At 59.9% G+C, this 26,999-nt stretch carries 15 protein-coding genes; 3 read left to right on the top strand and 12 right to left on the bottom strand.

The features are described from left to right. Positions 1–431: 431 nt before the first annotated feature. The 5 genes from HMPREF2999_RS06320 to ileS all read right to left on the bottom strand — a co-directional run bounded on the left by HMPREF2999_RS06320 (position 432) and on the right by ileS (position 8,348). A complete protein-coding gene (locus tag HMPREF2999_RS06320; protein ID WP_070635093.1) occupies positions 432–671 on the bottom strand; it encodes a nucleoside-diphosphate sugar epimerase in 240 nt (79 codons plus the stop codon). A gap of 327 nt (positions 672–998) precedes the next feature. Then, positions 999–1,661: a vitamin K epoxide reductase family protein gene (locus tag HMPREF2999_RS06315; RefSeq protein WP_070676602.1), complete on the bottom strand. Its 663-nt coding sequence runs from the start codon at positions 1,659–1,661 to the stop codon at positions 999–1,001. A gap of 476 nt (positions 1,662–2,137) precedes the next feature. Further along, the gene (locus HMPREF2999_RS06310; RefSeq protein ID WP_070676604.1) at positions 2,138–2,815 is read right to left on the bottom strand and encodes a TenA family protein; all 678 of its coding nucleotides are present in this window, start codon (positions 2,813–2,815) and stop codon (positions 2,138–2,140) included. Positions 2,816–3,212: 397 nt separating this feature from the next. After that, positions 3,213–4,874 carry a bifunctional folylpolyglutamate synthase/dihydrofolate synthase gene (locus tag HMPREF2999_RS06305; RefSeq protein WP_070676607.1) on the bottom strand — a complete coding sequence of 554 codons (1,662 nt, stop codon included), beginning with the start codon at positions 4,872–4,874 and terminating at the stop codon, positions 3,213–3,215. 132 nt (positions 4,875–5,006) lie between these two features. Continuing rightward, positions 5,007–8,348, bottom strand: coding sequence for an isoleucine--tRNA ligase (gene ileS / locus HMPREF2999_RS06300; protein WP_070676609.1), 3,342 nt, complete (start codon positions 8,346–8,348; stop codon positions 5,007–5,009). 1,467 nt (positions 8,349–9,815) lie between these two features. Here ileS and HMPREF2999_RS06295 point away from each other — a divergent pair. Both HMPREF2999_RS06295 and HMPREF2999_RS06290 read left to right on the top strand, forming a co-directional pair. Further along, positions 9,816–10,751: a DUF6318 family protein gene (locus HMPREF2999_RS06295; protein WP_070676611.1), complete on the top strand. Its 936-nt coding sequence runs from the start codon at positions 9,816–9,818 to the stop codon at positions 10,749–10,751. A 337-nt stretch (positions 10,752–11,088) separates the two neighbouring features. Next, positions 11,089–12,054: a DUF6318 family protein gene (locus HMPREF2999_RS06290; RefSeq protein WP_070676613.1), complete on the top strand. Its 966-nt coding sequence runs from the start codon at positions 11,089–11,091 to the stop codon at positions 12,052–12,054. Between the two features lie 244 nt (positions 12,055–12,298). Here the strand turns inward: HMPREF2999_RS06290 and cobA are convergent, their stop codons facing one another. Beyond that, positions 12,299–13,210: a uroporphyrinogen-III C-methyltransferase gene (gene cobA, locus HMPREF2999_RS06285; RefSeq protein WP_070676615.1), complete on the bottom strand. Its 912-nt coding sequence runs from the start codon at positions 13,208–13,210 to the stop codon at positions 12,299–12,301. Position 13,211: 1 nt separating this feature from the next. Next, positions 13,212–15,881: a nitrite reductase large subunit NirB gene (nirB, locus tag HMPREF2999_RS06280; RefSeq protein WP_070676617.1), complete on the bottom strand. Its 2,670-nt coding sequence runs from the start codon at positions 15,879–15,881 to the stop codon at positions 13,212–13,214. A gap of 545 nt (positions 15,882–16,426) precedes the next feature. Here nirB and nirD point away from each other — a divergent pair. Continuing rightward, positions 16,427–16,753: a nitrite reductase small subunit NirD gene (nirD, locus tag HMPREF2999_RS06275; protein WP_005505749.1), complete on the top strand. Its 327-nt coding sequence runs from the start codon at positions 16,427–16,429 to the stop codon at positions 16,751–16,753. A gap of 101 nt (positions 16,754–16,854) precedes the next feature. On the opposite strand, the gene HMPREF2999_RS06270 is transcribed toward nirD, so the two are convergent. The 5 genes from HMPREF2999_RS06270 to HMPREF2999_RS06250 all read right to left on the bottom strand — a co-directional run bounded on the left by HMPREF2999_RS06270 (position 16,855) and on the right by HMPREF2999_RS06250 (position 26,712). After that, positions 16,855–17,595, bottom strand: coding sequence for a sirohydrochlorin chelatase (locus HMPREF2999_RS06270; RefSeq protein ID WP_070676620.1), 741 nt, complete (start codon positions 17,593–17,595; stop codon positions 16,855–16,857). An 83-nt stretch (positions 17,596–17,678) separates the two neighbouring features. Beyond that, the gene (locus HMPREF2999_RS06265; RefSeq protein WP_070676622.1) at positions 17,679–20,450 is read right to left on the bottom strand and encodes an HtaA domain-containing protein; all 2,772 of its coding nucleotides are present in this window, start codon (positions 20,448–20,450) and stop codon (positions 17,679–17,681) included. 196 nt (positions 20,451–20,646) lie between these two features. Beyond that, the gene (locus HMPREF2999_RS06260; RefSeq protein ID WP_246823093.1) at positions 20,647–22,125 is read right to left on the bottom strand and encodes an enoyl-CoA hydratase; all 1,479 of its coding nucleotides are present in this window, start codon (positions 22,123–22,125) and stop codon (positions 20,647–20,649) included. Positions 22,126–22,601: 476 nt separating this feature from the next. Next, positions 22,602–24,431, bottom strand: a complete 1,830-nt coding sequence (locus HMPREF2999_RS06255; RefSeq protein ID WP_246823092.1) for a hypothetical protein — start codon at positions 24,429–24,431, stop codon at positions 22,602–22,604. Positions 24,432–24,897: 466 nt separating this feature from the next. Next, positions 24,898–26,712 carry a propanediol dehydratase gene (locus HMPREF2999_RS06250; protein ID WP_070676628.1) on the bottom strand — a complete coding sequence of 605 codons (1,815 nt, stop codon included), beginning with the start codon at positions 26,710–26,712 and terminating at the stop codon, positions 24,898–24,900. Between the last annotated feature and the right edge of the window lie 287 nt (positions 26,713–26,999).

Genomic DNA, 26,999 nt, shown 5'->3' with positions numbered 1-26,999 from the left:
CGGGCACTATCTTGTTCAGTGCTTCTGCCGTAGGGGGGCGAGCGGGCGGAACGCAGAGCGCGCCGCGACGGTCACAGCCACCTCGCTCTCGAGCACGGCACGCTCACACCCTTCCTGGGTGCCCTGCCGGTCTTCGGGTTTCTTCGCCGAGGCGGGCGGCCCGCGCGGTGCGACAGTTATGCTCCGCGGCTTATAGCCGGCGCTCTTCGGGTACTCTCCCTCGATGCGTTGGTGGGGATCTTTATGCGCGTGCGGGGCGCACAAGACACCGTGTTCCATTATACCCGGTAGAGGGTACCTCTAAGCCACCCCGGCGCCCTATCCGGGCATCACTCCCCCACAGCCAGATGCACAAACCAGCACGCGGGTACAGCAAAGCCGGGCGTGCCACTACGCACCACCCGGCTTCAAAAAGTTCTTACGAGGAGGGGCTAGTCCAGACCCAGCTCCGCATCGCGCGCCTCACGAGCCTGCTGAGCAAGCTTCGGGTCGGTCGGCAGGTACTCCGGACCGGAACCGGTCGCAAACGGAACGCCCAGAATGAAAACAAACGGAGAAACAACCAGCAGAATCACCCACAGCAGCGAGAAGTGACCGGCAGTCAGCAACAGCAGGGCAGTCAGAAAAATAACGGCAGCAACGCCCATTGCGGCAATTCCGGCAGTCTTCACGGTTCTCCTCGAAGGGGTATCAAGAATCTAGTGTCCAGCAGAACGGCAGGCAGTCAACGCCGCAGGCAAAACCCGCGGACGGCTCCAGCTGACGCCGCTCAAGAATATACCTGACCATTATACGCACCCGCGCCGCCTCCCCGCTGACCGCCGCCGGCAAAGTCACCGGCGCCTCCCCCGCTACCCGGCGCCCCAGCCCGGCGTATTCTGCCCGACACAATCAGCCCGGCATATTCTGCGCAGCCTCACCCGCCCGCAGACGCAACAACGCCCCAGTACCAACAGGCACCGGGGCATTGCATGTTCGGGGCATCAGCCCTCAACTGCTTAGCGCATCATATTCACAATGACCTCAAAGAAGCGGATCACGATGATGCCGAAAATCAGAATCAGCCACAGGCTAATCGCAAACCACGACCAGCCGCGAGCGCTCTCGCGCATCGACTGCGACGCCGGAATAACACCCGCCGAAATATTGCGGACCGTGGTCTTCACAAAAAGCGTGATGGTCATAACCCACACGATCATGCAGAACAGGCACAGGGCGTTAATCTGGAACGTCGTCTGGTACCACAGCCACATAATGAATGCGGTCGCCGCCGCCAAACCAATGTTCATGCACACCCAGAACCACTTCTTGAAGCGTGCGCCCGCCATGATCGCAGCACCGATAGTCACCACAATCGAGAAGCCCACCAGACCAATGAACGGGTTCGGGAAGCCGAACGCCTCCGCCTGAGGGGTGCGCATCACCGTGCCGCAGCTGAGCAGAGCGTTGATATCGCAGACCGTAGAATGGCCGGCATCAATGTAAATCTGCAGGCGCTCATACACCAGAATCGCTGAAGAAATGAGTGCGATCAGGCCGGCGCCAACCAGCCAGAATCCGAGCTGTCGGTCTGAGTAGCTGCCCGGGGTTCCCGCGTGCCCGTGCTGCGCTTCTTTTGCAGCGCGGGTGGGCTCGGTAGTACTCGATGCGGCGGTACTCATACGACTCCTTTAGATAGTGTTTTACGGTGGTACTGTCCCAGCAGCACCGTCTTAAGCTCTGTAGTGTTGAGGGGCGCATGCAACCGTCAACGCGGCAGACGCCGGGGACGGTTGAGGAGGTGCCGGTTAGGTTCCTCAAGGGTGCGCCTCACCTCGTGCAGTAGCGGGTACGTACCGGCGCGGCATAGCCAGCACCCCGGAAGCGGTACCCCATTTATCCTAGCCTCTCACACCGCCAAATGGCACGCCATCAGCCTATATGTTCCGTTTTATGACGTGCTATTTTACACAGGTGGGCGCGTTTTCTGGACACTTTTGGGGCACTTTCAGGGCTCGTTCCGGGCACTTTCGGGGCGTCTTGAGCACGCGAAAACCCCCGGGAGGCGCCCGCAATTCAGCGGCGGGCGGAACCTTCCGAGGGTTTCAACGGGATATTTCTAGGGCTTTATCCGGGGCATCACTTAGGGCGGTATTACCTAGGGCAGCGGGTGGGTGTACGACTCGTCAAAGAACAGCTGCTCCAGCTCCACCGCGCGGCTAAAGAACTCGCGGGCACGCTGCGCATCCGACGGGCCCACACGGTCCAGTTCGCGGCGCAGGAAATCAACCAGCTCACGGAACTCCGGGTAGTCGTGCAGGGTAATCCACTCGTGGTGCACAAACGATTCGGGACGCTTGGCGGGAGCCTTCGACGCCCAATCCAGGTACAGGCCCTCGCAAACCACCAGCACCGACAGGATCGCCGCGTAGCTGCCGCTAGCCGCCGCGTCGAGGAAGAGACGCTTGAAGCCGGTGGTCGCCTCCGTATCGGGCATGGAATCACGCTGATGCTCAGTCACGCCGAGAGTTTCAAAACAACGCAGGAAGTAGGTGTTCTCATCGCCCGCAATCTCGCCGGCAAACTGCGCCAAGCGCAGGCGACCCGCGAGAGTATCAGCGTTAGCAATCGCGCCACCAATCAGGGCGAGGAAGGTATCGAGGAAACGGTAGTCCTGCACCAGGTACCCCGCCATGACCTGCGGGGCGATCGAGCCGTCAAAAAGCTCAGCAACAAAGCGGTGATTCGTGGCGGAAAGCCAGGTGTCGAGGTTCTCCTGGCGCAGCGTCTCCGTGAACGAATCGGTGCCAATCAAATCGGTGAAGGGTGCGGGCATGATGGGTGCCTTTCACTATGTGGCATACCGTCGCTGGTATGCGTATGTGTGCGGGTGTGTTGGTGCGGCCTCAGGCGTTGGGGCCGGCGCCTCAGCGAATATAGCACCGTGACGCCAAGGCGTGCCCGGTTTTGCGCCCCGGTGCCCGCAAATTTTCGTTCTTTTCGATTTTTTGGGTGGGTGAGGGCGGATGATGCCGGTCAAATTCGGGCGATTGGGGTTAGGTGAGAGCCCATGGGAACACGTGAGAAATCATGCGTTCGAGTGGGGGCATGAGGGCAGAGGCATAAAAAGCGGGGGCACGAAAAAACGGGGTGCCACTCCCCCAGCCAGTAAATACTAGAAATACTAGCCGGAGGGCGGCACCCCGCCTTCTCATCAATAACCTCAGTGGGCTTTATTCGTCTTCGGAGTCATCGTCACCGAAGAAATCATCGGTGTACGAATCGCCCAGCGGCAGACCCAGCGAATCCTCCAGCGAAGAACCCGCCGCTGACTCGCCACCCAGCTCAGCCATGATGCCGTCCAGCAGCTCATCCGGCTCAGCAGAGGCAGCCGCAGCCGCCGCGGCAGCCAGGGTCGAAGCCGACGCCGCACCCGCAGAACCCGCATAGGCACCCTCGGCGCCCAGCTCATCCGGCAGCTCTTCAGCCTCACCGCCGGGGGTCTTCGCCTGCTCATGCGCCGCCAGCAGGGTACGTGCCTCACCAATGACAGTAATCGAACCGGTAATCAGCACACCCGCCGACTCCTGCTCAAAGAGGGCGTTCTCCATGGCGGTGGCAATCGCCTCGTCCAGGTGCTCAAACACCTCAATCGAGTCTTCGTCCAGGCCCGCATCCAGCGCCAACTCGTGCAGACGCTCCGGCGCAATCGCACGCGGCGAATCCGACGCCGCCAGGTACAGGCGGAAGGTACCGTCAGAAGCGTCCACGTACTCTTCGCGCATGGTCTCAAACATGCCCAGAGCATCCTTCTCACCCAAAATACCGACCACGGAATGCAGGTGGGACAGCTTGAACGCCTCAGTCAGCGCAGCCGCGGACGCACGCACACCGTGCGGGTTGTGGCCCGCATCCAGGATGGTCAGCGGCTCGGTGCGCACAACCTCCAGACGGCCCGGCGAGCGTACCGTCTCAAACGCGGTACGCACCACGTCCTCGGGCAGCTGACGCTGACCGCCGAAGAACGCCTCCACGGCGGCGAGAGCCACCACGGCGTTCTGCGCCTGATGCGCACCGTGCAGGGACAGCGGCACATCCGGGTACTCGCCCGCCAGGCCACGCAGGGTCAGCAGCTGACCGCCAACCGCAAGCTCACGGGAGACAACCCCGAACTCCACGCCCTCAAAGGCGAAGGATGCTTCCTTCTCGCGGGCGGAGGCGAGCAGCACGTCCGCCGCTTCCGGGTCCTGTGCGGCAGAAATCAGGAAGCCGCCGGGCTTGATAATGCCGGACTTTTCGGTCGCAATCTCGGCGAGGGTTTCGCCGAGCATGTCGGTGTGGTCCAGACCGATCGGGGTGACCACGGAAACCACACCGTCGGCAACGTTCGTGGAGTCCCAGGTGCCGCCGATACCGACCTCGAGCACCACCACGTCCACCGGCTCATCCGCGAAAATCGCGAAGGCGAGTACGGTAATGGACTCGAAGAAGGTCAGGGCGGGCTCGCCGCGGGAGGTCATCTCCGCGTCCACGATCTGCAGGTAGGGGGCGATTTCCTCCCAAATGCGCACGAAGGTGGCGTCCGGTACGGGCGCGCCGTTAATGCAGATACGTTCGGTGACGCTTTCGAGGTGCGGGCTGGTAAAGCGGCCCACGCGCAGGTCGTGGCCGAGCAGCAGCGCCTCAATCATGCGGGCGGTGCTGGTCTTGCCGTTCGTGCCGGTGATGTGGATGACCGGCGCGGCACGGTGCACGTCGCCGAGGATTTCGACGGCGCGCGCCACAGCGTCCAGGCGCGGCGCCATCTTGTTTTCGGGTGCTCGCGCCAGCAGTTCACCGTAGACCCGCTCCACGCCCTCGGGGTCGGGAATTGCGGGGTAATTCTTCTCGCTCATTGTTCTCCTCACTGGGATAGCCGGTCGGTTCCGGCAGGGGCCCACCGTGCGGCGGGATAACCGTGCGGCGGGATAGACAACGGGCCGCCCCGCCCAATCAAGGGGGCGGGACGGCCGTACGGTTCAGGCGTTTTATGCCTTGGCTACGCTAATGCTCAGCTCGGCTGCTTCGCTCAGCAGCAGGGACACGGCGAGGGTTTCGCCGGTCACCAGTGCTTCGTTGGCGCGCAGAGCGGCCAGAGTTTCCTCCGGTGCCGCGATGCTCAGGTTGATGCGGTCCGCAACGTTCAGGTCGGCGTCCTTACGTGCCTGCTGAATAGCGCGGATGGTGTCGCGGGCGATACCCTCGGCAACCAGCTCGTCGGTCAGCTCAATGTTGAGGACCAGGAAGCCGCCGGGCAGAACCGCAGCCGCGGTATGCTCAGCACCCTCAGCGTCAGCGGCAACCACGGTTGCCAGCTCGTATTCGCCCTCTTCCAGAGCCAGGCCACCGTCCAGAGCTGCCACGCCGACCAGGACGGTACCGTCCTCGGTCACGGTCCAGTCACCGGACTTGGATGCCTTAATGGCAACCTGCACCTGCTTGCCCAGGCGCGGACCTGCCGCACGTGCGTTGACCTTCAGCTGCTGGGAGATGCCGTAGTCGGCGGGGTCGACGGTGTCGGCGCTGACCAGCTCCACCTGGCGCAGGTTCAGCTCGTCCTCGACGATGTTCGCGAAGTACTCCGCGCCCTTCTCGCCGAAAGCGGTGCCCAGGGCTGCGAACTGCTCGGGTGCGATTGCCACGGTCATCTTCTGCAGCGGCTGGCGCACGCGGATCTTCTTTTCCTTGCGCAGTGCCGAACCGGCGGAGCAGACCTCACGCACGGTCTGCATGAGAGCCAGCAGGTCGGACTCGTCAGCGAAAGCGGATGCCTCGGGCCAGTCAGCCAGGTGCACGGAGCGTTCACCGGTGAGGCCGCGGTAGATTTCCTCGCTGCTGAGCGGCAGCAGGGATGCGGCGACCTTCGACACGGTCACCAGTGCGGTGTAGAGGGTGTCGAATGCGTCGGTGTCTTCGTTGAAGAAGCGCTCGCGGGAGCGACGCACGTACCAGTTGGTCAGTGCGTCGGCGTACTGGCGCAGGGATTCGCAGGCGTTCCAGATGTCGTAGGAGTCCATCGCTGCGGTGACCTGCTCGATGAGTTCGCGGGTCTTGCCGAGGATGAAACGGTCCATCACGTGCTGCGAGTCGTACTTGAGCTTTGCGCTGTAGCCTTCGCCGTTGTTGGCGGCGTTAGCGTACAGGGCGAAGAAGTGGTAGACGTTCCACAGCGGCAGCATGACCTGGCGAACACCCTCGCGGATGCCCTGCTCGGTCACAATCAGGTTGCCGCCGCGCAGGATCGGGGAGGACATCAGGAACCAGCGCATCGCGTCGGAGCCGTCGCGGTCGAGGACCTCGGAGACGTCCGGGTAGTTACGCAGGGACTTGGACATCTTCTGGCCGTCCGAGCCGAGCACAATACCGTGGCTGATGACGTTCTTGAACGCGGGGCGGTCGAAGAGTGCGGTGGCCAGTACGTGCAGCACGTAGAACCAGCCGCGGGTCTGACCGATGTACTCGACGATGAAGTCTGCCGGGTAGTGGTTCTCGAACCATTCCTGGTTCTCGAAGGGGTAGTGCACCTGTGCGTAGGGCATGGAGCCGGAGTCGAACCAGACGTCGAGCACGTCTTCCACGCGGCGCATGGTGGACTTGCCGGTCGGGTCGTCCGGGTTCGGGCGGGTCAGCTCGTCAATGTACGGGCGGTGCAGGTCGGGTTCGCCGTCCTTGTTCAGGGGCAGGCGGCCGAAGTCTGCCTTGAGCTCTTCGAGGGAGCCGTACACGTCCATGCGCGGGTAGTTCGGGTCGTCCGAAACCCACACGGGGATCGGGGAGCCCCAGAAGCGGTTACGGGAGATGGACCAGTCGCGTGCGTTCTCAACCCACTTGCCGAACTGGCCGTACTTCACGTTTTCCGGGATCCAGTTGATCTGCTTGTTCAGCTCGTACATGCGGTCCTTGAAGTCGGTGACCTTCACGTACCAGGAGGTGATTGCACGGTAGATGAGCGGGGTGCGGCAGCGCCAGCAGTGCGGGTAGGAGTGCACGTAGGACTTCTCGCGGATCAGCACATCGTCTGCCTTGAGGGCGTTGATGATGGTGCGGTTCGCGTCGAATGCCTGCACGCCTGCAATCTCAGCCAGAGCGGTAGAGCCGGAGGCGGTGGGCTCGGCGAAGAGGTTCAGGAACTTTGCGCCTTCGTCGAGGGAGAGGATCACGGGGATGCCGTAGCCTTCACAGACCTTCTGGTCGTCTTCACCGTAGGCGGGTGCCTGGTGGACGATGCCGGTACCGTCACCGGTGGTGACGTAGTCGGCGACGAGGATCTGCCAGGAGGTTTCGGTACCCCACTTTTCGGTGTCTGCGAAGTAGTCCCAGAGCGGGGTGTAGCGCACGTGCTCGAGCTGGGAGCCGGTGTAGCGTGCGGTGACGGCTGCGTCTGCGTCCTTTTCGGGCTGGTCGCCTTCGTAGCCGAGGTCCTTGGCGTAGGAGCCGAGTAGCTCGGAGGCGATCAGGAAGGAGCGGCCCTCGAACTTGCCTGCGCCGGGTACGACGGAGTATTCAATCTCGGGTCCGACTGCGAGCGCCTGGTTGGTGGGCAGGGTCCAGGGGGTGGTGGTCCATGCGAGTGCTTCGACGCCGTCGAGTTCTGCGGCGACCTTCTCGTCAGCACCGAGGGCGGTGTCTGCGGTGAGGCGGAATGCAACGGTGACGGTCTGGTCCTGGCGGTCCTTGTACACATCGTCGTCCATGCGCAGCTCGTGGTTGGAGAGGGGGGTCTCGTCCTTCCAGCAGTAGGGCAGCACGCGGAAGCCCTGGTAGGTCAGGCCCTTGTCGTAGAGGCGCTTGAACGCCCAGATGACGGACTCCATGTACTCGACGTTCAGGGTCTTGTAGTCGTTTTCGAAGTCGACCCAGCGTGCCTGGCGGGTGACGTACTTTTCCCACTCGTTGGTGTACTTGAGCACGGATGCGCGGGCAGCGTCGTTGAAGTTGTCGATGCCCATTTCGAGGATTTCGCGCTTGTCGGTCATACCGAGCTGCTTCATTGCCTCGAGTTCTGCGGGCAGGCCGTGGGTGTCCCAGCCGAAGCGGCGTTCTACCTTGTGGCCGCGCTGGGTCTGGTAGCGTGCGACGAGGTCCTTGGCGTAGCCGGTGAGCAGGTGGCCGTAGTGGGGCAGGCCGTTAGCGAAGGGAGGGCCGTCGTAGAAGACGAATTCGTTTTCACCGTTTTCGCCTGCGGGGCGGTTCTCGACGGATGCGGAGAAGGTGTTGTCCTTCTTCCAGTAGTCGAGGACTGCCTCTTCGAGTGCGGGGAACTTGGGCGATGCGGTGACGCCGCTTCCTGCGGCTTCGAAGGCGCTCGCCTTGGGGTAAACATGGGACATGTGTTTGTGCGCCCTTATCTGTTGTTCTCAACGCTGAGAGGTTGGGGCGACAGGGTACGTAGCACTCGCCGTCCCACTGTTTCAGCGGGTGAGGATTGACATGACGGGTGCAAGGACGCCTGGGCATCGCTGACTTGCCCGGGTTGTGCCGGGGTCGGGATGCGGCGCGGTACCACCTTGCTTACTGATTTAACAGCTCAACGCACCGAACCCTCCCGGGGCTAGCGGGGTGTCGCGTGTCCGCGATACCTAGCCACCGGAAGAGCGGCGCGTTGGGCGGGTATCAGTCGCTTATTACAGCTATATCGGGCTTAACCGTCCGGTTCTACTGGGACTACATCTCTTCCGCTAAGACACCCTCGCCGCAGCGATTGGCGGGTGCCCGCAGGTGCGGTCCGTTCTTCCGAATTGCTCGCCGGTGATGGCCGGGTCGTTGCAAACACTAATAGTTTATGTGGCTTTTGTGTCTGTATGCAACCCCGCGGGGTGTGGGTTTGAACAGTACTTTTCAGATGTGCCGATGCCGGGGGCGTAAAACAGAATGGTTCTTCGTTCGGCGATATTTAGAGCGAGTAGGGGGTTTAAGGGGTCTTGCCTCACCCTGCACTCGGGCGTGTTTAAGGATGTATGTTTTTACATTCCCCCAGTGTTGCTTTAAGTGGGTTTCGATTTTTTTGAGGGAACCTGCGGGATTAATGCCGATACAACCACAAGATATGGGGTGAACACCAATGTAATTCCACTAGATATTCACCCCTGCACGCTTTCACCCCCTCAATATTCCGTGTGGGAACCGGTTTTTCTGAATGATCCAGCAATGCATAGCGGGTGAATAGAGTGCATATTTGGGGACTATAGAGCGGGTTTCCCCTTATTGAATCGGGTATTTCTTCTGGGCTTTTGAAGACTTTCTTACGACCAGAAGGTTGAGCCAACCGCTCTCCCCTCCCCTATCTTTCGCAAATACCGGGACGAGGCTCTTTCATTTTTCAGGCCATATATATGATTGAAATCACTTAATTTAACGTGCGCGCCACCTCTCACCGAAGCACCCATCTCCATCAAATAGCTCCCTGCCAACAGAGCATGGTCATAATACTTTACGGTGATTGAGATCTTGAGTGCCCCATAGGCTCTCAGGGATTACTAAGGTGTATTTTCGTGCATTTTGAGTTCAAAATAGTCTAAAATGAATCGTGCAACACATCAATGATGATTCGATAGCATCTACCCTCTCACCGGGGTGTGAACACAGCAGTCCCAGTACAGCAATCTCAAAGATGAGTTCACCAGTACCCCTCGCCCACGGCGTGAGGTACACCCGAGGTTACTTCCGGATGTGGACTGAAACCGCGGCATTCGCCTGCAGTTTTCACCCTTTCACGACCTCACCCAACATGCCATACAACCACGCACCCGCCGCCGGGTGCCCCGAGCCCGCCTCGGAAAAAATCAAGGAGTTCACCGATGCTCTCACCCTCTTCGAGCACCCGTTCCGCCGCTTCCCGTCTAATGAGCCGCCGTACCCTGCTGCTCGGTGGCGCGGTTTCCCTCATGGCCGGTTGCGCCTCCGATATTCGCCCGCTGAGCGAAGAAGCAAAAGCTAAGGTAGGCTCCCCCACCCCTTCCGCGAGCGCTTCCGCTTCTGCATCTAGTTCACCGTCTGCTTCACAGTCTGCTTCGGCGACCGCATCAGCAAGCGCTAAGAGCAGCTCATCCAGCGCGGCACGCGTACCCGTATCTGAGGATGCACTCGTTGAGGGTTGGGAAAAGTACCCCGGTCCCCTGAAGCTGACCGGCGAATACATGGGCGAGTACCAGCCCGCAACGGATTCTTCCCCCGCGAAGAACGTACCCAAGCCCCTCAAGACCGTTCCGCACCGTGAAGAACCGACCTTCCAGGGCGCCTACGAGACGTTGCGTGCCTACTACAGTGCTCAGATCACCGCACTCAAGGATGGCCACTACGCGGATCAGGCGATTGAGCTGACCTACCCGGCAGACAAGAGCGCCATCGACGAGGTTAAAGCAGTCAAGGAACTGTATGAGCAGAACGGCTGGTACATGGACTTCACGTGCAGCATTTCCATGCGGAATACGGAGCCTCGAACCGCTCTGAAGAACGGTGACGGCTACGTAGAAATCATGATGGACGCCAAGTATTCTGCCACCGCCATCCATCAGCCGGATGGCACCGAGCGCAAGATACCGGCGATTACTCAGGTAGCCATTCCGCACGTGATGCTCTACACCGAGGGTAAGTGGTGGCGAATCGGCAACGATTATCTGAACGAGCGTCTGAATGGCGGCAAGGGCTCTTCCGACTCTTCTGGCTCCGGAGGTTCCAGTTCTGCCGGTTCTAGCGGTTCTTCGTCCTCGGGTCGCGGCTCCACTAAGGTCTAAATCCGCAGGGGTCTAATACCCTAGTCGAGAGCAGCCCGTCTCATCAATTCCATATGCACTAGCCCAAAGTCGAGGAGGCGCACCCCCCTGCACCTCACCGACTTTGGGTTATTGCGTCTTAAAGACAATGTCCAGGGTTTTTTGACGAAGTTTTAAAACCAGTCTTCTATAGTAAGAAGTGGATACTTCATACCGCCGCAGTTCACGCTCCGGCACACCCGTATCCCGGTACCCCCCTGTACCGCGCACCATACAAAAAACGATGAGGCGGATCCTTTCGTACGCATCACAGCGTTGTGAAGCGAGCTACCTCAATCAACCACTTTCAGGAGATACCATGTCCTTCCGGCCGAGTGCACACGCCAGCTTCTCTGCTAACGACCGAAACGGATTGACCCGCCGCGCCGTTCTTTTTGGCGGTCTGACCGCCGGTGCTTTGGCTCTAGCCGGATGCGCTTTCAACAAGGATATTCGCCCCACCGGTACCGGCGATACTTTCTCCGGTTCCCCGAGCGCCTCCGCCTCCCCCTCGGCTTCAGCTTCGGCTTCGCCTTCTGAGTCTGCCTCGGCTTCGGCATCCGCTTCGTCTTCGTCAAGCCGTAACAGCGCGAAGATTATTCCGTCCGACGAGTTCTTGAAGGACTATAAGAAGTACATTGGCGACGTCAAGTACGAGTACAAGCCCGCCATTGCGCACTATGTTGAGCCGACCGACACCTCCCCCGCGAAGAACGTTCCGATTCCGGTCATTGATACGGTGGCTCAGCGTACCGTCAGTCTCGAGGGCGCCTACAAGACCCTGGCCGCTTACCAGAGCGCGTACATTGCCGCGATGTACAGCGGCGATCTGCAGTACCTCAAGGGTCTGGTCCACGGCGCTGACAGCGGTCTGGTCAACAATCTGAAGGCTATTGCTAAGCTCTACGCTGCGGGCGGTTGGACTAAGGACTACGAGAGCAAGCTGAGCATCCGTGACGATAAGGACGGGAAGGCTCTTGCCTCTACCGATTTGGCTGTTGTGGCGTTCCCCTGCCGGGATGTCGTCAAGGAATACACCATCTACCAGAAGGGCACCGGTGAGGTTCAGAAGGCAAGCACCCTGGATGTCGTTATCTATGTGGTGTATGCCGAGGGCAAGTGGCGCGTGACCAGCCGCGAGTACTTCGTGTCCCAGTACAGCGACCAATTCCGCAAGGTCTTTGAGGGTCCCTCCTCATCGGCTTCGGCAAGCAAGTCTAGCGGTGGCGGCTCTGGCAGCTCCGGTGGCTCTAGCTCCGGTAGCAGCAGCGATTTCAAGGTCTAGGCTCTGAGGCTCTAGGATTTGAGACTCTAAGCTCCAAGACTAGAATCTGAGAGCAATACCCCTGACGAAAGCGGGGCGGGTATCAACTGATACCCGCCCCGCTTTCGTATGTTTTTGTGCCGCTGTTTTTGCTCCGCGGCGCTCCCGGCGCGGCAATATGACCCGGCACAGCAACAGCCCCGCTCCTTGGCAACTAGGAAAACCAAGGATGCGGGGCTGCGCAATACTATCTAGCGCACCGCCTCTAGGAGGTGGAACGCTCACGCAGACGCTCGTGAACCTCGCTCACAAAGCGGTTCTGATTATCGCGAGCATAATGCACGACCTCACCGATGACGGTAATAGCCGGCGCCTTGACCGATGCGCAATCCGCCTGAGCGTTCTCAAGGGTCGTGACAGTCACGCGCTCCTTCTCAGAGAAACCGTTCTCAATGGTTGCCAGCGGCGTGTCAGCCTCAATCCCACGAGAGAGCAGAGACGCCACCGTATCGGGCAGGGTACGAACGCCCATCAGCAGCACCACGGTGCCCTGGGCGCGCAGGGTCGCCTCAAGAGCCGACACTTCGGTCTCCGACAGGCCAGAGTGACCAGAAATGACGGTGAAAATCGAGGACACCTTACGCAGGGTCACCGGAATCGCTGCACGCGCAGGAACCGCGATGGCGCTGGTAATGCCGGGGATAACCTCAGCCTCCAGGCCTGCGGCGATGCACGCATCCAGCTCTTCAGCACCGCGACCGTACACGTACGGGTCGCCACCCTTCAAACGCACCACGGTCTTACCCGAAAGCGCGTAATCAATCATGAGCTGCTGAATGCGGGACTGCGGAACAGCGTGCTTACCGGGAACCTTGCCCACATCAACAATGAGGGCGTTCGGTGCGTACTCGCCGTACTCCTGCGGGGCGAGGTGATCCAGAAGAACCACGTCCGCCTCACTCAGGGCACGTGCCGCACGCAGGGTCAGCAGGTCAGCGGCACCGGGGCCGCCACCCACAATGTAGACCTTGCCGGGGTTCTCAGCAGGCTCGCCGGGCAGAAGAATGCCGCGTTCCGTCACGCTATCGTCCAGGGTGTGCCCGGGCGCCCCGCCCGCGAGCACCTCGTCAATAGTGGCGAACTCGCGGGGCGGGAACGGAGGAATCTTCGGGCACATACTACGCTGCCGGGACCGGGTTGAGGTCACTGGGCTTGCCCACGGGAATCTTGGTGCCGGTCAGCAGGACGGTGTTGGACTCGCCAGCTTCTGCCGCCGCAATTTCCTCGGGGGTTGCGGGGCGAATCTGCTCGCGCTCCAGCACGTACAGGTGCGAACCCTCGTCGCTACCGTTGGGCTCGTTGATGAAGGCACGGAAGCGGCGCAGGCGGCGCTCGTCGCGCAGGGTTGCTGCCCACTCGTCCTCGTAGGAGTCAACGTGACGCTGCATGTCGCGCTCCAGGTCCTCGCACACGCCCAGGGAGTCCTCAATGAGGACGGACTGCAGGTGTGCCAGACCGTCGCCGTGCTCCTCATCCAGATCCTCAAGCCAGCGAGCGGTACGCTGCAGCTTGTCTGCGGTACGGATGTAGTACATCAGGTAGCGGTCAATGTAGCGGATGATGTCTTCGCTGGAAGCATCCTTGACGAAGAGGCGACCGTGAGCGGGGTTTGCACCACCGTTACCACCCAGGTACAGGTTCCAGCCGTTGGTGGTTGCGATCAGACCAACGTCCTTACCCTGCGCCTCAGCACATTCACGGTTACAGCCGGAAACACCGAACTTGAACTTGTGCGGGGAACGCAGACCACGGTAACGGTTCTCCAGCTGAATTGCCATACCGGTGGAGTCCTGAACGCCGAAGCGGCACCAGGTCGAACCCATGCAGGACTTCACGTTACGCAGGGACTTACCGTATGCCTGACCGGACTCGAAGCCGGCATCCACCAGGCGCTCCCAAATGTAGGGCAGCTGCTCCAGGCGAGCACCGAACATACCGATACGCTGCGCACCGGTAATCTTCACGTACAGGCCGAACTCTTCGGCGACCTCTGCGATGACGCCCAGCTTCTTAGCGGGAATCTCACCTGCGGGAATACGCGGAACGACGGAGTAGGTACCGTTCTTCTGCATGTTCGCCAATGCACGGTCGTTGGTCTCCTGCAGGCCACCGCGACCAGCGTCCAGGACGTAGGAGTTGCGGAAGGAGGAGAGAATCGACGCAACGGTCGGCTTACAGATAGCACAGCCGTCGCCACCGCGGCCGAAGCGTGCCAGCACGGAGTCGAAGTCATCCAGGCTGGTCAGGCGCACAGCCTCAGCCAGCTCAGCACGGGAGAAGTCGAAGTGCTCACACAGTGCCTTGGAGACGGTCAGACCCATCTTCTTCATCTGCTGTTCCAGAGTCTTCTGCAGCATCGGAACACAGGAACCACACTGGGTACCCGCGGTGGTGCAGGACTTCAGGGATGCAACATCGTGGTTGCCGTCAACGATAGCCTCGCGGACAGCACCGAAGCTGATGTTGTTGCAGGAACACAGGATTGCGTCGTCGGGCAGTTCGGTGTCGGGGATGCCGTCGCCGCCGCCAGCTGCGGTCAGGTAGACGTTCGGCTCAGCGGGCAGTTCGCGGCCGAGCAGGGGCTTGAGGGAGTCGAAGGGAGCGGTGTCACCGACGAACACGCCACCGAGCAGGGTCTTTGCGTCGCCGCTGGTCACGATCTTCTGGTACATGCCGCGGGCGGGATCTGCGAACAGAACCTCGAGGCAGCCCTCGGTGGTGCCGCGGCGGTCACCGAAGCCAGCGACCTGAACGCCGGAGAACTTCAGCTTGGTTGCGATGTCGAACTCTTCAACCTGAGCTTCTTCGTTGTCGTTGAGCAGGTTAGCTGCCACAGCGTCAGCCATAGCGTTAGCCGGTGCGACCAGACCCCAGGTGCGGCCCAGCACGCAGGCGACCTCACCGATAGCCCAAATGTGCTCGTCGGAGGAGTGGCATGCGTCGTTGACGAGAATACCGCCGCGCTCACCCAGTGCCAGGTCGGCGTCGCGTGCCAGCTCGTCGTTGGGGCGAATACCGGCACCGAAGACCACCATGTCGGCGGGCAGGGTGCGGATTTCTGCATCCTCAGAGGGAGAATCTGCGATGGAGACAGAGACGACGTTGCCGTCAGCATCCTTGTTGATGCCGGAGATGTACACGCCGGTCTCAATCTCAATGCCGGTTGCCTTAATCTGGGCGTTCACGGCGTAACCGCCGCCCTGGTCAACCTCAACGGAAAGCAGCCAGGGAGCCACGTCCAGGATGGTGGGCTCTGCGCCCAGGTCCTTCAGACCCTCAGCTGCTTCGAGGCCGAGCAGACCGCCACCGACGACGATACCGCGGGGTGCGCGGCCCAGGGTGTCCTGCAGGCGCTTGACCTCGGAGACCATGTTCTTCACGTCGTCAATGGTGCGGAAGACGTGTGCGGCGTCCGAGTTAAGAATGGGGATACGAACCGCGCGGGAACCGGTTGCGAAGACCAGTACGTCGTAGGGGTACTCGTTGCCCTCGGTGTCGGTGACGACGCGGCGGGTGCGGTCAAGCTTCTCTGCGTGGCAGTTGTTGACCAGGTTGATGTTCTCTGCATTCCAGAGTTCGGGGTCACCGAGGGTCAGGTCCTTCTCGGTGTCCTTGAAAATCTTCTCGATAGCAACGCGGTCGTAGGGGATGTAGGGCTCATCGTTGAGGACGGTGATGGTGTCCGCTGCGCGACCGGCAGCTTCAGCACCTTCGTGGTACGCGCGTACAAAACGCCACGCAGCGGGGCCTGCGCCGACAACGAGAATGTTGCGGGGGGTGTGCGACATGGATTTTCCTTCCTAGTTGTAATGCAGGTAGTTCATGGCACCTATCTACCCTCAGTGTGCGACCGAATCATGCCCGGCGCTGGAACTCCTAGTTTCCGTGCCGTTGAGCTCGTATCTGATGCGTACCGAGTAGTTGGAGCGCCCGCTTCTTTAGAATGCATCTGAAAATTACGAAACATTTTTATGTGGGATTATGTTGTTTTCTTCAGGCAGTCAAAAGGCGTTTTAAACTACGACTTTTATCGTACACTCTAGCACGGGGTTGAGGCGTCGAAAATCCGCATTTTTTGGGAAAATTTTCCAAAAAATCCGCGGAATACCGGGCTAGAATAGGGCATTCTTACCTTATCTAAACTTAATTTAGGTAAGGCTAATCTATAAAATTCAAGGTCATCTTTTAGGGTGAAAATAACCTTTAGCACCCTCCGCGTGCCCCATTTCCAAATGTGGGTTTCATAAGGTAAACTCCAAACAAAGAACACACGAACCGCTATTGTGTCCTGCACCCCGCGCGGCGCAGACCACCACTTCGAAAGGAAACCCCCATGGCTGAGAACTGGGTACGCATCTGCGCCGAATCTGACCTCGAAGAAAACTGGGGCGAAGTCGCCCTGGTCGACGGCTACCAGTACGCCATCTACAAGACCAAGCACGGCATCTTCGCCGGCGATCACCTCGACCCGCACAGCCAGGCACTGGTCCTCGCACGCGGCATCGTCGGTGAGAAGAACGGCAACCCCACCATCACCTCCCCCCTCTACAAGGAGGTCTACGACCTGACCACCGGCGAGTGCGTCTCTGACCCCTCCTACTCCATCAAGGTCTACCCCGTAGAGGTCCGCGACGGCGACGTCTACCTCAAGACTGCCTAAGCACTCAGCTACTTCAGCTACATACAAAAAACCTCGGGAGAATCACCTCCCGAGGTTTTTGTATGTGCTTTTAGAAGCCCCAAACTAAATTGGGCGAACAGCTAGGCGGCGTCCAGCTGGGCGATAGCCGCATCCATACGGTCAATAAAGCACTCAGCCACAACAGCAGCAGCGGCAGAATCCTGCGCGTTGACCAGCGGTGCAGCAACCTTTACCGGCAGACCGGTCGAAGCAGCGTCACGGCGCATCTTACCGGCAAAGAAACCCTCCGCCAGCAGGTAGGTCGCGGCAAACTCCGGCTTGTGCTCGGCAACGACCTCGTGGAACTTCGGATCGATAGCGGCAATAAAGCCGTGATGTACCGGAGCGTTCAGCTCGTCAGCCAGCAGCTCAGCGGCACGCTCCATATCGGCACGACCATCGGCGCGGGAAGAACCAGCGGCACCCTGCACCACAGGGCCGTCGCCGGGAGTCCAACCAGCCTCCTCCAGTCGGGCGCGGGTCAGAGCGGCAAGACGTGCATCCGGGCCCAGAGACTCACCAATGCTGATGCGCTCAATACCGCTATTGCGTGCGGCGCGGCGCAAATCCACCTGAGTATGGAAGCCGGTCGACAGCAGAATCGGCACGATAACGCAGGGCTCATCCTTAGGCAGGGAGGCTGCGGCGTCATCAACGCTGGGAGATTCCACATCCACGTATGCGGCGTGGACACGGTACTCCACGCCGTCGTTACGCTGGGCAAGCAGGAACTTAATCTGCTCACGAATCAGCGTGATAGCCTCGCGACCGGCGACCGAGTCGGTGCCGTGCGAGGTTGCGATTACATTCAGAATAGTCATATTTCCATTGTATGAAAGGAAGACCCCGCTTCCCCACTCATGAACACGAGTGGCGAAGCGGGGTGTTGCACGAAGGCTAAATCTTAGCTCTTGCGGCGGCGAGCCACAACCAGTGCGGCACCTGCAGCCAGGGTGATAGCACCAGCTGCGGCAGCGAACATAGCGCCGGATGCGCCGGTCTGCGCCAGCTTCGAGGAGGAGCTACCGGAGGTCGAGGAACCACCTGCGGAAGAACCACCGTTAGAGGAGCCGCCATTGGAGCCGCTCACACCCAAGTTGTCGGAGGCACCAGAGCCAGCATCAGAACCGCCGTTGGAGCCGCCCTTGTGGCCGGCTGCGTTCTGGTCAGCGGTGTTGCTCTCAGAAGCAGAAGCGCTCGCGGATGCAGACTCGCTTGCGGACGCACTCGCGGACGCATTCGAAGAAGCCGAGGCGCTAGCCGATGCAGTCGCCGATGCGCTGCTGGAGCTGCTTGCGGAGCTCGATGCGCTCGCAGAAGCAGACGCGCTAGCGGATGCGGACTCGCTCGCCGAGGGGGTCACGGCGGGAACGCTCGGAACCGCGGTCGGGGATGCGCTCACCGATGCGCTCGGAGTTGCAGAAGCACTCGGGGCAGCAGAAGGCGCCACGGACGCGGTCGGCAGAGACGGCGAGGTGGGCTCCTCCGAAGGAACTGCGGTGGGTTCTGCAGTCTTGGTGGGCTCAGCAGTCGGTTCTGCAGTCTTGGTGGGCTCAGCCGTTGCCGAAGGCGCTACGGTGGGTTCTGCGGTCTTAGTGGGTTCTGCGGTCTTAGTGGGTTCTGCAGTAGCAGAAGGCTCCACAGTCGGCTCAGCGGTGGGCGCGACGGTAGGCTCAGCAGAGGGTGCCTCGGTGGGCGCGACGGTCGGCTCAGCAGACTTAGTGGGCTCTGCGGTCGGTGCCTCGGTCGGAGCAACAGTCGGCTCCGCAGTCACGGTAGGCTCAGCAGAAGGCGCGACAGTCGGCTCAGCAGTCGGTGCCACGGTAGGCTCAGCAGACTTAGTGGGCTCGGGTGCCGGGGTCTGTTCCGGTGCCGAGTTCGCTGCCAGGCGGTTCAGCCACAGCTGATCCTCGTAGGTGTTCGGGTTCTCGAAGCTGGTCGGGTAGATAATATCGCCGTTGGGCAGTTCGAGAGCGTTGTAGCCGCCGCTCTTGTCGGTCTTGCGCATCGAGGAGAGCACCACCTCGTTCACCTTGTTCAGGGTCTCGTCCATGAACACCAGGCGGGAGCCGGATGCGTCCACCACAACCACGTTACCCGCGCGGGTCAGGAACATGGTGGCAACCTCGGTCTTCTCGAAGCCCTCAAGAGTTGCGGACTCGCGGACCACGCTGAAAGTGCCGTTCTCGTACTTGAGGATCTGCACCTTACCGCCGTACCAGTTGTTCCAACGGTAAATGTAGCCCTTGGGGCTGACCAGGGTCGAGGGCAGGGCGGTGTCATAGCCTGCGGGTGAAGAGTTCGGCACCAGGGACACGCCGTTGCTGCTCATGTGCAGCAGGTGACCCTTCTGAACCACCTTTTCGCCGGCCGCATCGTAGATGGAAGTCGACGGCGCGTACACGAAGCTGCCGTCGGGTAGCGGTGCGAGGGTCACGGTGTTGTTGGAGAACGAGTCACCGTAGTACTCGTCGAGCGAGTAGGCGTTCACAACCTGCGGGTCGATAGAGTCGGGCTTCGGCAGAGCCTGCGAGGTTGCCTTGCCGGATGCGTCAATGATGGTCAGCTTACCGCCGCCCTGGCCGTCAATGCTGACGATGCCCCAGGTGTTGTTGGCGGGGTTGTAGCCGATTGCCTTGACGGTGTTGGCGCCGAGCTCTGCGTCGGAGTAGGTACCGGAGGAGACGAGCTTACCCTCAGCGGTCACGGTGTACAGCTCGGGCTTGTTGGTCTCGCTGCCGATGACGAGCATGCGGTTGCCGTCAGCATCCACCGCGAAAACGCCCTTGATTGCCTTCAGAACGCCGGTGTCGGTCATCTTCAGGTTGGAGCTGGTCAGCACGGTGTAGGTGGTGTTGCCGCCGAAGCTCGGGGGTGCCACGTGCACGATGTGGTTCTGACCCAGACGTGCGGTGTTCTGGGGCAGGCTCACGCCCGCGCCGGTGTTGTAGGACTCGGCGACGCTGTAGGCGCTCTTGGGGGTGTTAGCTGCGCTACCGTTGTAGGAGATGCTCAGCGGGTCGAGGCTGGCGCCTTCGTTGTAGAAGTCAGAGAAGGCGTGGTTACCGTCGGCGGTCAGGTTCGCGGAGATGCCGCTGATGCTGACCACGCCGTCCTTCTCGCTCTGCTTGGCGGTGCCGGTGCTCAGGGTCGCCATCTTGACTTCCATGGGGCCCTCGAACTTGCCGGAGGCGTAGTTCTTGGTGCGCACGGTCATGTAGAGGGAGCCGGTGCCGTCAGCGAGGTTCAGTTCCACGCGGGGGTTGGAGAAGGTGAGGTTCAGGGCGCAACCAGTTTCGGGGTCCTGACCTTCGGCGCAGTGGCCGGTGAACCAGAGGCGGCCGGCAGCCTGCAGGGTGACCTGCTTGCCGTCTTCAGAGACGGTGGTGGAGGTCGGGGTGAAGGTGAACTGCTTTGCGGTTGCGTCCCAGGCTGCGCCGTCGGTCATTTCGCGGGGCATACCGTTGTAGGACAGGAAGGAGGCGCGCACGCCCCAGCCGAAGGACGCGCCTGCAGTTGCCTGGTCGCCTGCAGCGACGTTCTGTGCGGCAACGTTCTGGGCAGCGATATTAATGTTCTCGGCGAGAACGGGTGCCAGGGGCAGGGCAACAGCGCCAGCAACGGCGAGGGCGCAGGCTCCCTTGGAGAGGCGGGTGCCAGATGTGAAAATCTTCATTGGTGTGCATCCATACTATCGACATTGTTAGGACAGGCTTACTATATCGACAGTGTGTACATTTCTCAAGATATACACCAAATGAGCCATTTTATGACAAAACATCTCACAGCACACCGACAGGGCAATAAACCCACCCCGCACCAGCACACCTCAACAGGCAACAGGGGCCGCTACTCCCCCACCCCCTACGCGACTAATCCTTCTTCGAAGCGTGCATACGTGACATACCCAAAGCACCCAGAATCAGACCGCCGCCCAGGGTCACCAAAATCGGCAGAAGCGGCGAGCTCTTATCCATGTTGCGGGTAATCTGCGCCTCCGTTGCCTTCACACCGTTCGGCGATCCGGGATCAGTACGAACCTGAGAGGAAGAACCGTTCAGAATCGCGGCACGGCGAGACTGAGCCGCCGAATCGGTACCCGAAGGTAGGTTAGACTCGGGGGTCACCACCTCAACAGGCTGCGCCTCCCCGGTGCGGTACCCCAGCGCCGAGGAAGACGCGGTGGCAGGGCTACCGGCAGCGCGCGGAACAGAAATCGTGGCGTCATTAGTACCCGGAGCCATGGCGGTATCAGCCTGAATACCGCGGGTCTTAGACTTAGAACCCGCAGCGGGTGCATTCGCGCCGGATGCGTCCGCAGCCTCAGAGGCAGACGCGGAAGGTACAGCAACCGGCTTCTCCTCGTTCATAGACGAAGAACCGGACGATACTCCCCCACTCTCAGAGGATGCCTGAGTCACCGTAAAACGCACCGTATTGAGCTGAAGGTTACCGTCACCGGCAGCATCAAAAGCCGCCACCAGGTACGTCTTACCGATCTGTAGGGACGCACCGGGCACACCAATCACAGCCTCGAACGCACCCGCAGAAATAGATTCCGGGCCAACGTGCACAATGGCGAGCGCATCGCCCACGGTGTTGCCATTGGAGTCGACTTCCATGACGATCAGGTCGTAGCCCTTGTCATTCTGGGGGAAGTTCGTGGCACGGACCGTGACGGGCTTCGTGTCATCCTGAGAGTCGCCCTGCGAGTCCTGAATGGACAGGTGCGCTTTGCCATCCCTCTGGTTCATCGGATCGTACACGCTGTTGTCTTCGGAGATAACGTACTGGCCAGATTCATGGTTCTGCGGGTTGTCTACGGTACGGCGAACCGCGTCACCATTCTCAGCGGTGGGCGACGTAGCGGTCGGCGAAGGCAGGTTTACCGCCTCGGGACTTGGGGTAACAGTTGCGTCAGCGGTTTCTGCTTCTTCACGCTCAATATCGACCGGAGGTTCGGTGGGCTTTGCTTTGCCGTTGCGCGGGTCAGCAGCCTCTACCAGGCGGTTCCCCCGCTCGGTCACAAAAAATTCGTAGGAGACACCGTGCGCGGTATCCTCCAGAACGATTACGTACACGACATTAGAGTCCGTCGCCGGGCTCATCAGGAGGCGAAACTCCCCCTCCTTGGTCCCCTCAGTTAGGGCGGGGCTTTCCAGGACGGAGCCGCCGTACTCACCGGAAGGGGTGTAGAAGTTCACGTCAACCAGAACGCTGGAGGCCTCCAGATCTTTAGGGAAGCCCGTCCAACGTAGAAGATAGCCGCCATCCTTGAGCTGCGCCTTCATGGTGATGGTGGAGGCGGCGCCCTGTGCCTCCTGATTGTCTTCAGCCTGGTTCGTGTTCAAGGTCGCGGTTTTTTGCACGGCAGAGTGGGTCGTGACGGGTGCTTCCGTTGCGACAGAGGGTACAACAAGCCCGCACTGAAGCCCCGCAACCAAAACAGTTGCGGTGACAATACGGTGCTTCGCTGAATAAATACTCATGCAATGCGTCTTTTCATGATGGAATTGTGCGTGCTACTGCCCATTCTTCATGCGCCTCAGGGAGCCTTTCGGGAGCGCCATACACCCGGATTCGTCGTACCATACTCCGCTTCATATTTCAGGTGAAGAAGACCTGACAACAGCTCGCATCTATTTATCGGTTATTTCAACCCTATCACGAACCTTAAGGTTTATTCACGCGAGGGTAGAGTTTTTTTGAACACCCTGAACGCACGACTCGCCCCCGCGATCTGCGCCAACAGATAGCGGGGGCGAGCATTCCTCATGAAACAACGAACATACTATGCGATGCCGTCAAAAAGCACGGATTAGGGGCGTTAGCCGCCGAGGACTCCCCTGCGGTGAGCCATCCATGCGGCACCAACCACCAGCGCCAAACCGGCGCCTCCAAGAGCCCAGAAAGCTACACCGTGCTGCGCAACCTCTTCACTAGCGGGAGACGCCGCCGAAGCTACAGCCTTCACGCCATCCTGACGATCAGCATTCGCGTTGGAGTGCACCTGGGTGGTATTCGAGTTCACCGTAGCGGAACGATTATTAGATTCCGAATGAACCACGGGGGTGAAACCCTTATTGCCATTACCAGAAGCTGCCGACGCCGCCTTTTCTTCATCCGTCAAAGCAGCCGAGTTCGCGGCAGCAGCGATAGATGCCGGGTCAGAACCCGAACTGTACGCCGAAATCTGATTGGTGCGGGTCGGTTCAAAAGCCGAACGCGGAGCTATCGTACGTGCCTGAGCCAAAGCCTGCAGAGCCTGACGCTGACGCTCAGCCTTCGCTTCCTTTGCCTTGGACATGGCGCTCACCGCATCCAGAGTGGAGCGGGGTGCGCTCGCGGCAGACTGACCCGAGCCCGACTGGGTATCATCAGAACGAGTCGAGACGGCGCTAGTAGCAGCGGAGGGGCTACCCTGAGTGGCACCGGTCGCCTCGGCTGTATTGGCGCTGGGCGTGAGCGATGCGCTGGCATCCTGGCGGGGTGACTCATCCTCCGTCAAGGAGGTTGAGTTGCCGGTCGCCTCGCCACTGACCTTGAATCGCACCGAGACAACTTCTTCCGCATACTCAGTATCGTCCGCACGCACCAGGTAGGCGGTGTACACCGAGCCGGTCTTCAACAGAGAGCCGGGCATGCCAACCTCTTCCTTGAACGCGCCATTCACGATGCGATCAGAGCTGATGCGTGTAATGGACAGCGCATCACCCTTATGGTTGCCACTCATATCGGTTTCAACCACGATCAGGTCGTAGCCAGCCGCATTCGCGGCCAGACGCTCTGCACTGATAGTCACCGGCTTGGTTTCCTTATCGGAGCGAACCTCAGCATAGGCGACCTTCAGTTCCGTAGCACTCAGGGTCTGAGTATCGCGAGAAGAGGTCGATCCACCGGGAATCTGCTCCAGCTTCTGCGTGTGGGTTTCGAGGTTCGGGTTTTCAGCAGACTCGGAAGGCACCTCAGTCTTAACCTTATCCTTGCTACCCTTCTGATCTGCATCCTGCTGGTTCTTCTGCTCCTCTTCACGGAGCTTTTCCATCGTCTTCAGCTCGTCAATGGTCGGCACCTGGTGGGCGTTTTCCTTCTTGTCCACCATAACCTCGTCAGGGTCATCCTCAATCGGGATAACGTGCGGAACGAGGGAACCTTCAGAAATCATGAATTCGCCATAGCCCGCGTCGGAGGTCGTCAGGTCCATGACGCTCATGGAGTAGTAGCCCTCCTGGGGCATCTGCGGCATCTCAAAGGTGACGAGCATCGAACCGTCATCAGCACGCTCAACCTGCATTGCGGAGGGCTCGTAAGTGTCAGACCCAAGCAACGTGCCAGTGGCGTCGTAGTACTGCATTACCAGGTACACCCTAGAGGCATCGCCCACGTAGCCGCCCTCATAGAGGGGCACGAGCTTAATGGTTGCCTGACCGTCCTTGATGGACTGAATCTGAATCTCAATGGTGTCGACCTCAATTTCGAGGTCTTCGTAGGGGCAGCTCGAATTAAATTCGCTATTAACCAGAGCCGTCAGGCAATCATTCACGTTAATTGCTTCAGCCTCTACTGCGGAGGCGCCAGGAAGCACAAAAGCGCTTGCACCTAAAGCGGCTGCAAGCGAAAGAGCATGAATGCGTTTCGGAAGTCGAGTGATAGTCATGTGCGCCATTTCGATCGATGTAGGCGCAAAGCGTGGACTAGGGAAGGCTCACCACAAGCCGGTGTTTCTATCCAAGTATTTGCGCACCAGTACGTCGGTTACACCCTAGCCTAACACGGATATTGCACTTAATGTTGCATTGCATTCACGTGCTAAAACTTTATGTCGCGATAATTACCGAAATAAAAGGGAATTAATTACTTTACTGAGATATATATAACGCAAAATTCGAATGTCAAAATATATTCCCCAGAGTGCACCAAAAAGAATTTTTTACACCACCCCAAAGCGCACCAGACCACCGTGCAATCCAGACCACCGCGCAATAGAGTCAAACATCCGGGCACACAGAAGGCGCCCCGCCAAACACGCACCCACACGGCACGCACCCGACAGAGCGCCTCCCACTCAACAAACTCCCCTACAGAGAGCCACGCCTCACAGCGCTAAGCAACAAATAGCTGAACTACTCAGCACCCAGCTCCTCAGCACCCTCAAGGCGGCGACGATACACATTAACCGCAACAGCAGTACCCACAAAGGCAACCGAACCCAGCAGAGCAATACTCAGCGGCAAGGTACCCTCCGGCAGCGGGCCATTATCCTGAGCGCTCGCCTCCAGCTTCGAACCGGCAGAATCACCGCGCGACTTCGAGCTACGCGTATAGAAACTACCCGAACCTGCAGCACCCGCATTCTCCTGAGGCGAAGCAACAGTCACCGTTTCAGACTCCGAAGACTGATAACCCAGCAGGTTCACCACAGTACGACCAGGCAGTAGCGTCGCATAACCAGACATCACCATCGTCGAAGGAACCACTGCAGTCTCAGCCACAGAACTACGAGCCTGCGCGGTAATCGCACGCGCCGACTGCTGCGCCTGCACAATATAGCCCAGAGCGCTATCCACCGAGGGAATCTTAGCAACAGAATCAGTCACCAAATCTTGAGCATCCGCAGAGGCACCTGAAGAATCCACAGCGCTCACGCGCCCCGAAGGGGCCGAAGGGCTCACACGCTGATTCGCATCAGAAATCATCGGGATCTGCGGGTGAACAACAGTATTCGTAGGCTTCGGATCCGGATCAATAGGAACCGCACGCTGAATCACGCTCACACCAAAAGCACTGGTCGCCATGAGCTGCAGCTCCTCAGTGGAGTTACCACCCACCACAACCACACGGTAGCGCTTACCCGCATTCAAAGAGGTGCCAGGAACCTTCAAATCAGCAGAGAAAGAATCATCAGTCACCTGCTGAGGGCTCACATGCGTGGTCGCCAGCGGCGAACCCACGGCACCGCCGTCAGCAGGCATTTCAAAGACCATCACGTCATAACCCAGGCCACTCTCCGCAACGTTCCTAGCGCGCACGCTAATCGGCTGCAGCTCATCCGATCCGCGCAGCTCTGCGGTGGAAATTTCCAGGGTCGCCTCACGGGTCTCCGAGGGAGCCCGATCGGAGCGGGAGTGCACCAGCAGACGATCCTCGGTCACCTCAGCGGGCGCCGCATCATCGGTAGAAGAACTCGCCGAAGCAGACTCACTCGCGGACGCACTCACCGAGGTGCTAGCAGATGCACTCGCAGAAGGACGAGCCGAAACTTTCTGCGATGCAGACGGCGCTTCAGATGGTACCGGGGCGACCGTCGGACGCGGGCTATCCTTCGCGGCGCTCGGGGATGCGCTGGGGCTCAGGGACACCTCGGGGGCAGGATTCGCCTCCACGCGGTTAGCACGGGGAACGCCAGGGGTGTCAGGGAAGAAAATGTTCTGGCGGCTCGCCAGAATCTCGTCAACGGTCGCACCCTGTTCGGGCATGAACTCAACCGAGACGGTGTCATTGGTGCGCAGGTTCAGCACCTCAACCATGTACGGCTGCTCAATGTTCAGGCGCTGGTGAATGCTAACTTCCAGGGCGCCCTCATCGTTCAGAGAGGCAGTCATCTGGGAGGCGGGCACGGTCATTGCCGCCACGGGACCGTCATCAACGGAAATAGCGATCAGGCGAACCTTCAGGTTGTCCAGGGAAGTCACGCCAGTCATCGACAGCAGGGTGTAGTCCTTGCTCTGAGCTACCAGATCCAGGGTGGTATCGTGGCTGACTACGTCGGTGGCGACAGCGATGGGAAGTTCAGGCTTCGGGGGCTGCTGAGTCTGCGCGTGAGCGGCAGATGCAAAGGTTGCGGGGGCCAGAGTTGCAGGCGCGACGGAGCCGCCCAAACCGAGGGCGGCAGACGCTACTAGCGCCGCGCCGCGAGCAGTTCGCTGCGTGGAAAACATGGTCACCTATTTTCGTGAGTGAGTGTGATGAATCGTCGTGTGACTCCTGCGCCCAAAGGTCGGAAGTAGGCGCAGAATAACGGTTCTCTCATATCGGTGACCGGAGGCGCTTCACAGCGACTCCTCACCCCGGGTGAACGAGGTGATAAAGAGTGATAGTACCGTCTATAACAGCACTCTAAATTATAGGTATAACCTTAGAAAAAGTTAAAGATGTAGGGATGCCCGAATCTTGCATTTCGGACATCCCTACATCTATATGAATATTTTGCCTAGTGGGGCAATAA

The sequence above is a fragment of the Rothia sp. HMSC066H02 genome (genome assembly GCF_001814995.1).
Classification (GTDB): Bacteria; Actinomycetota; Actinomycetes; order Actinomycetales; family Micrococcaceae; genus Rothia; species Rothia mucilaginosa.
The sequence above is the reverse complement of the archived record's forward strand: the minus strand, read 5'-3'. Positions and strand labels throughout refer to the sequence as shown.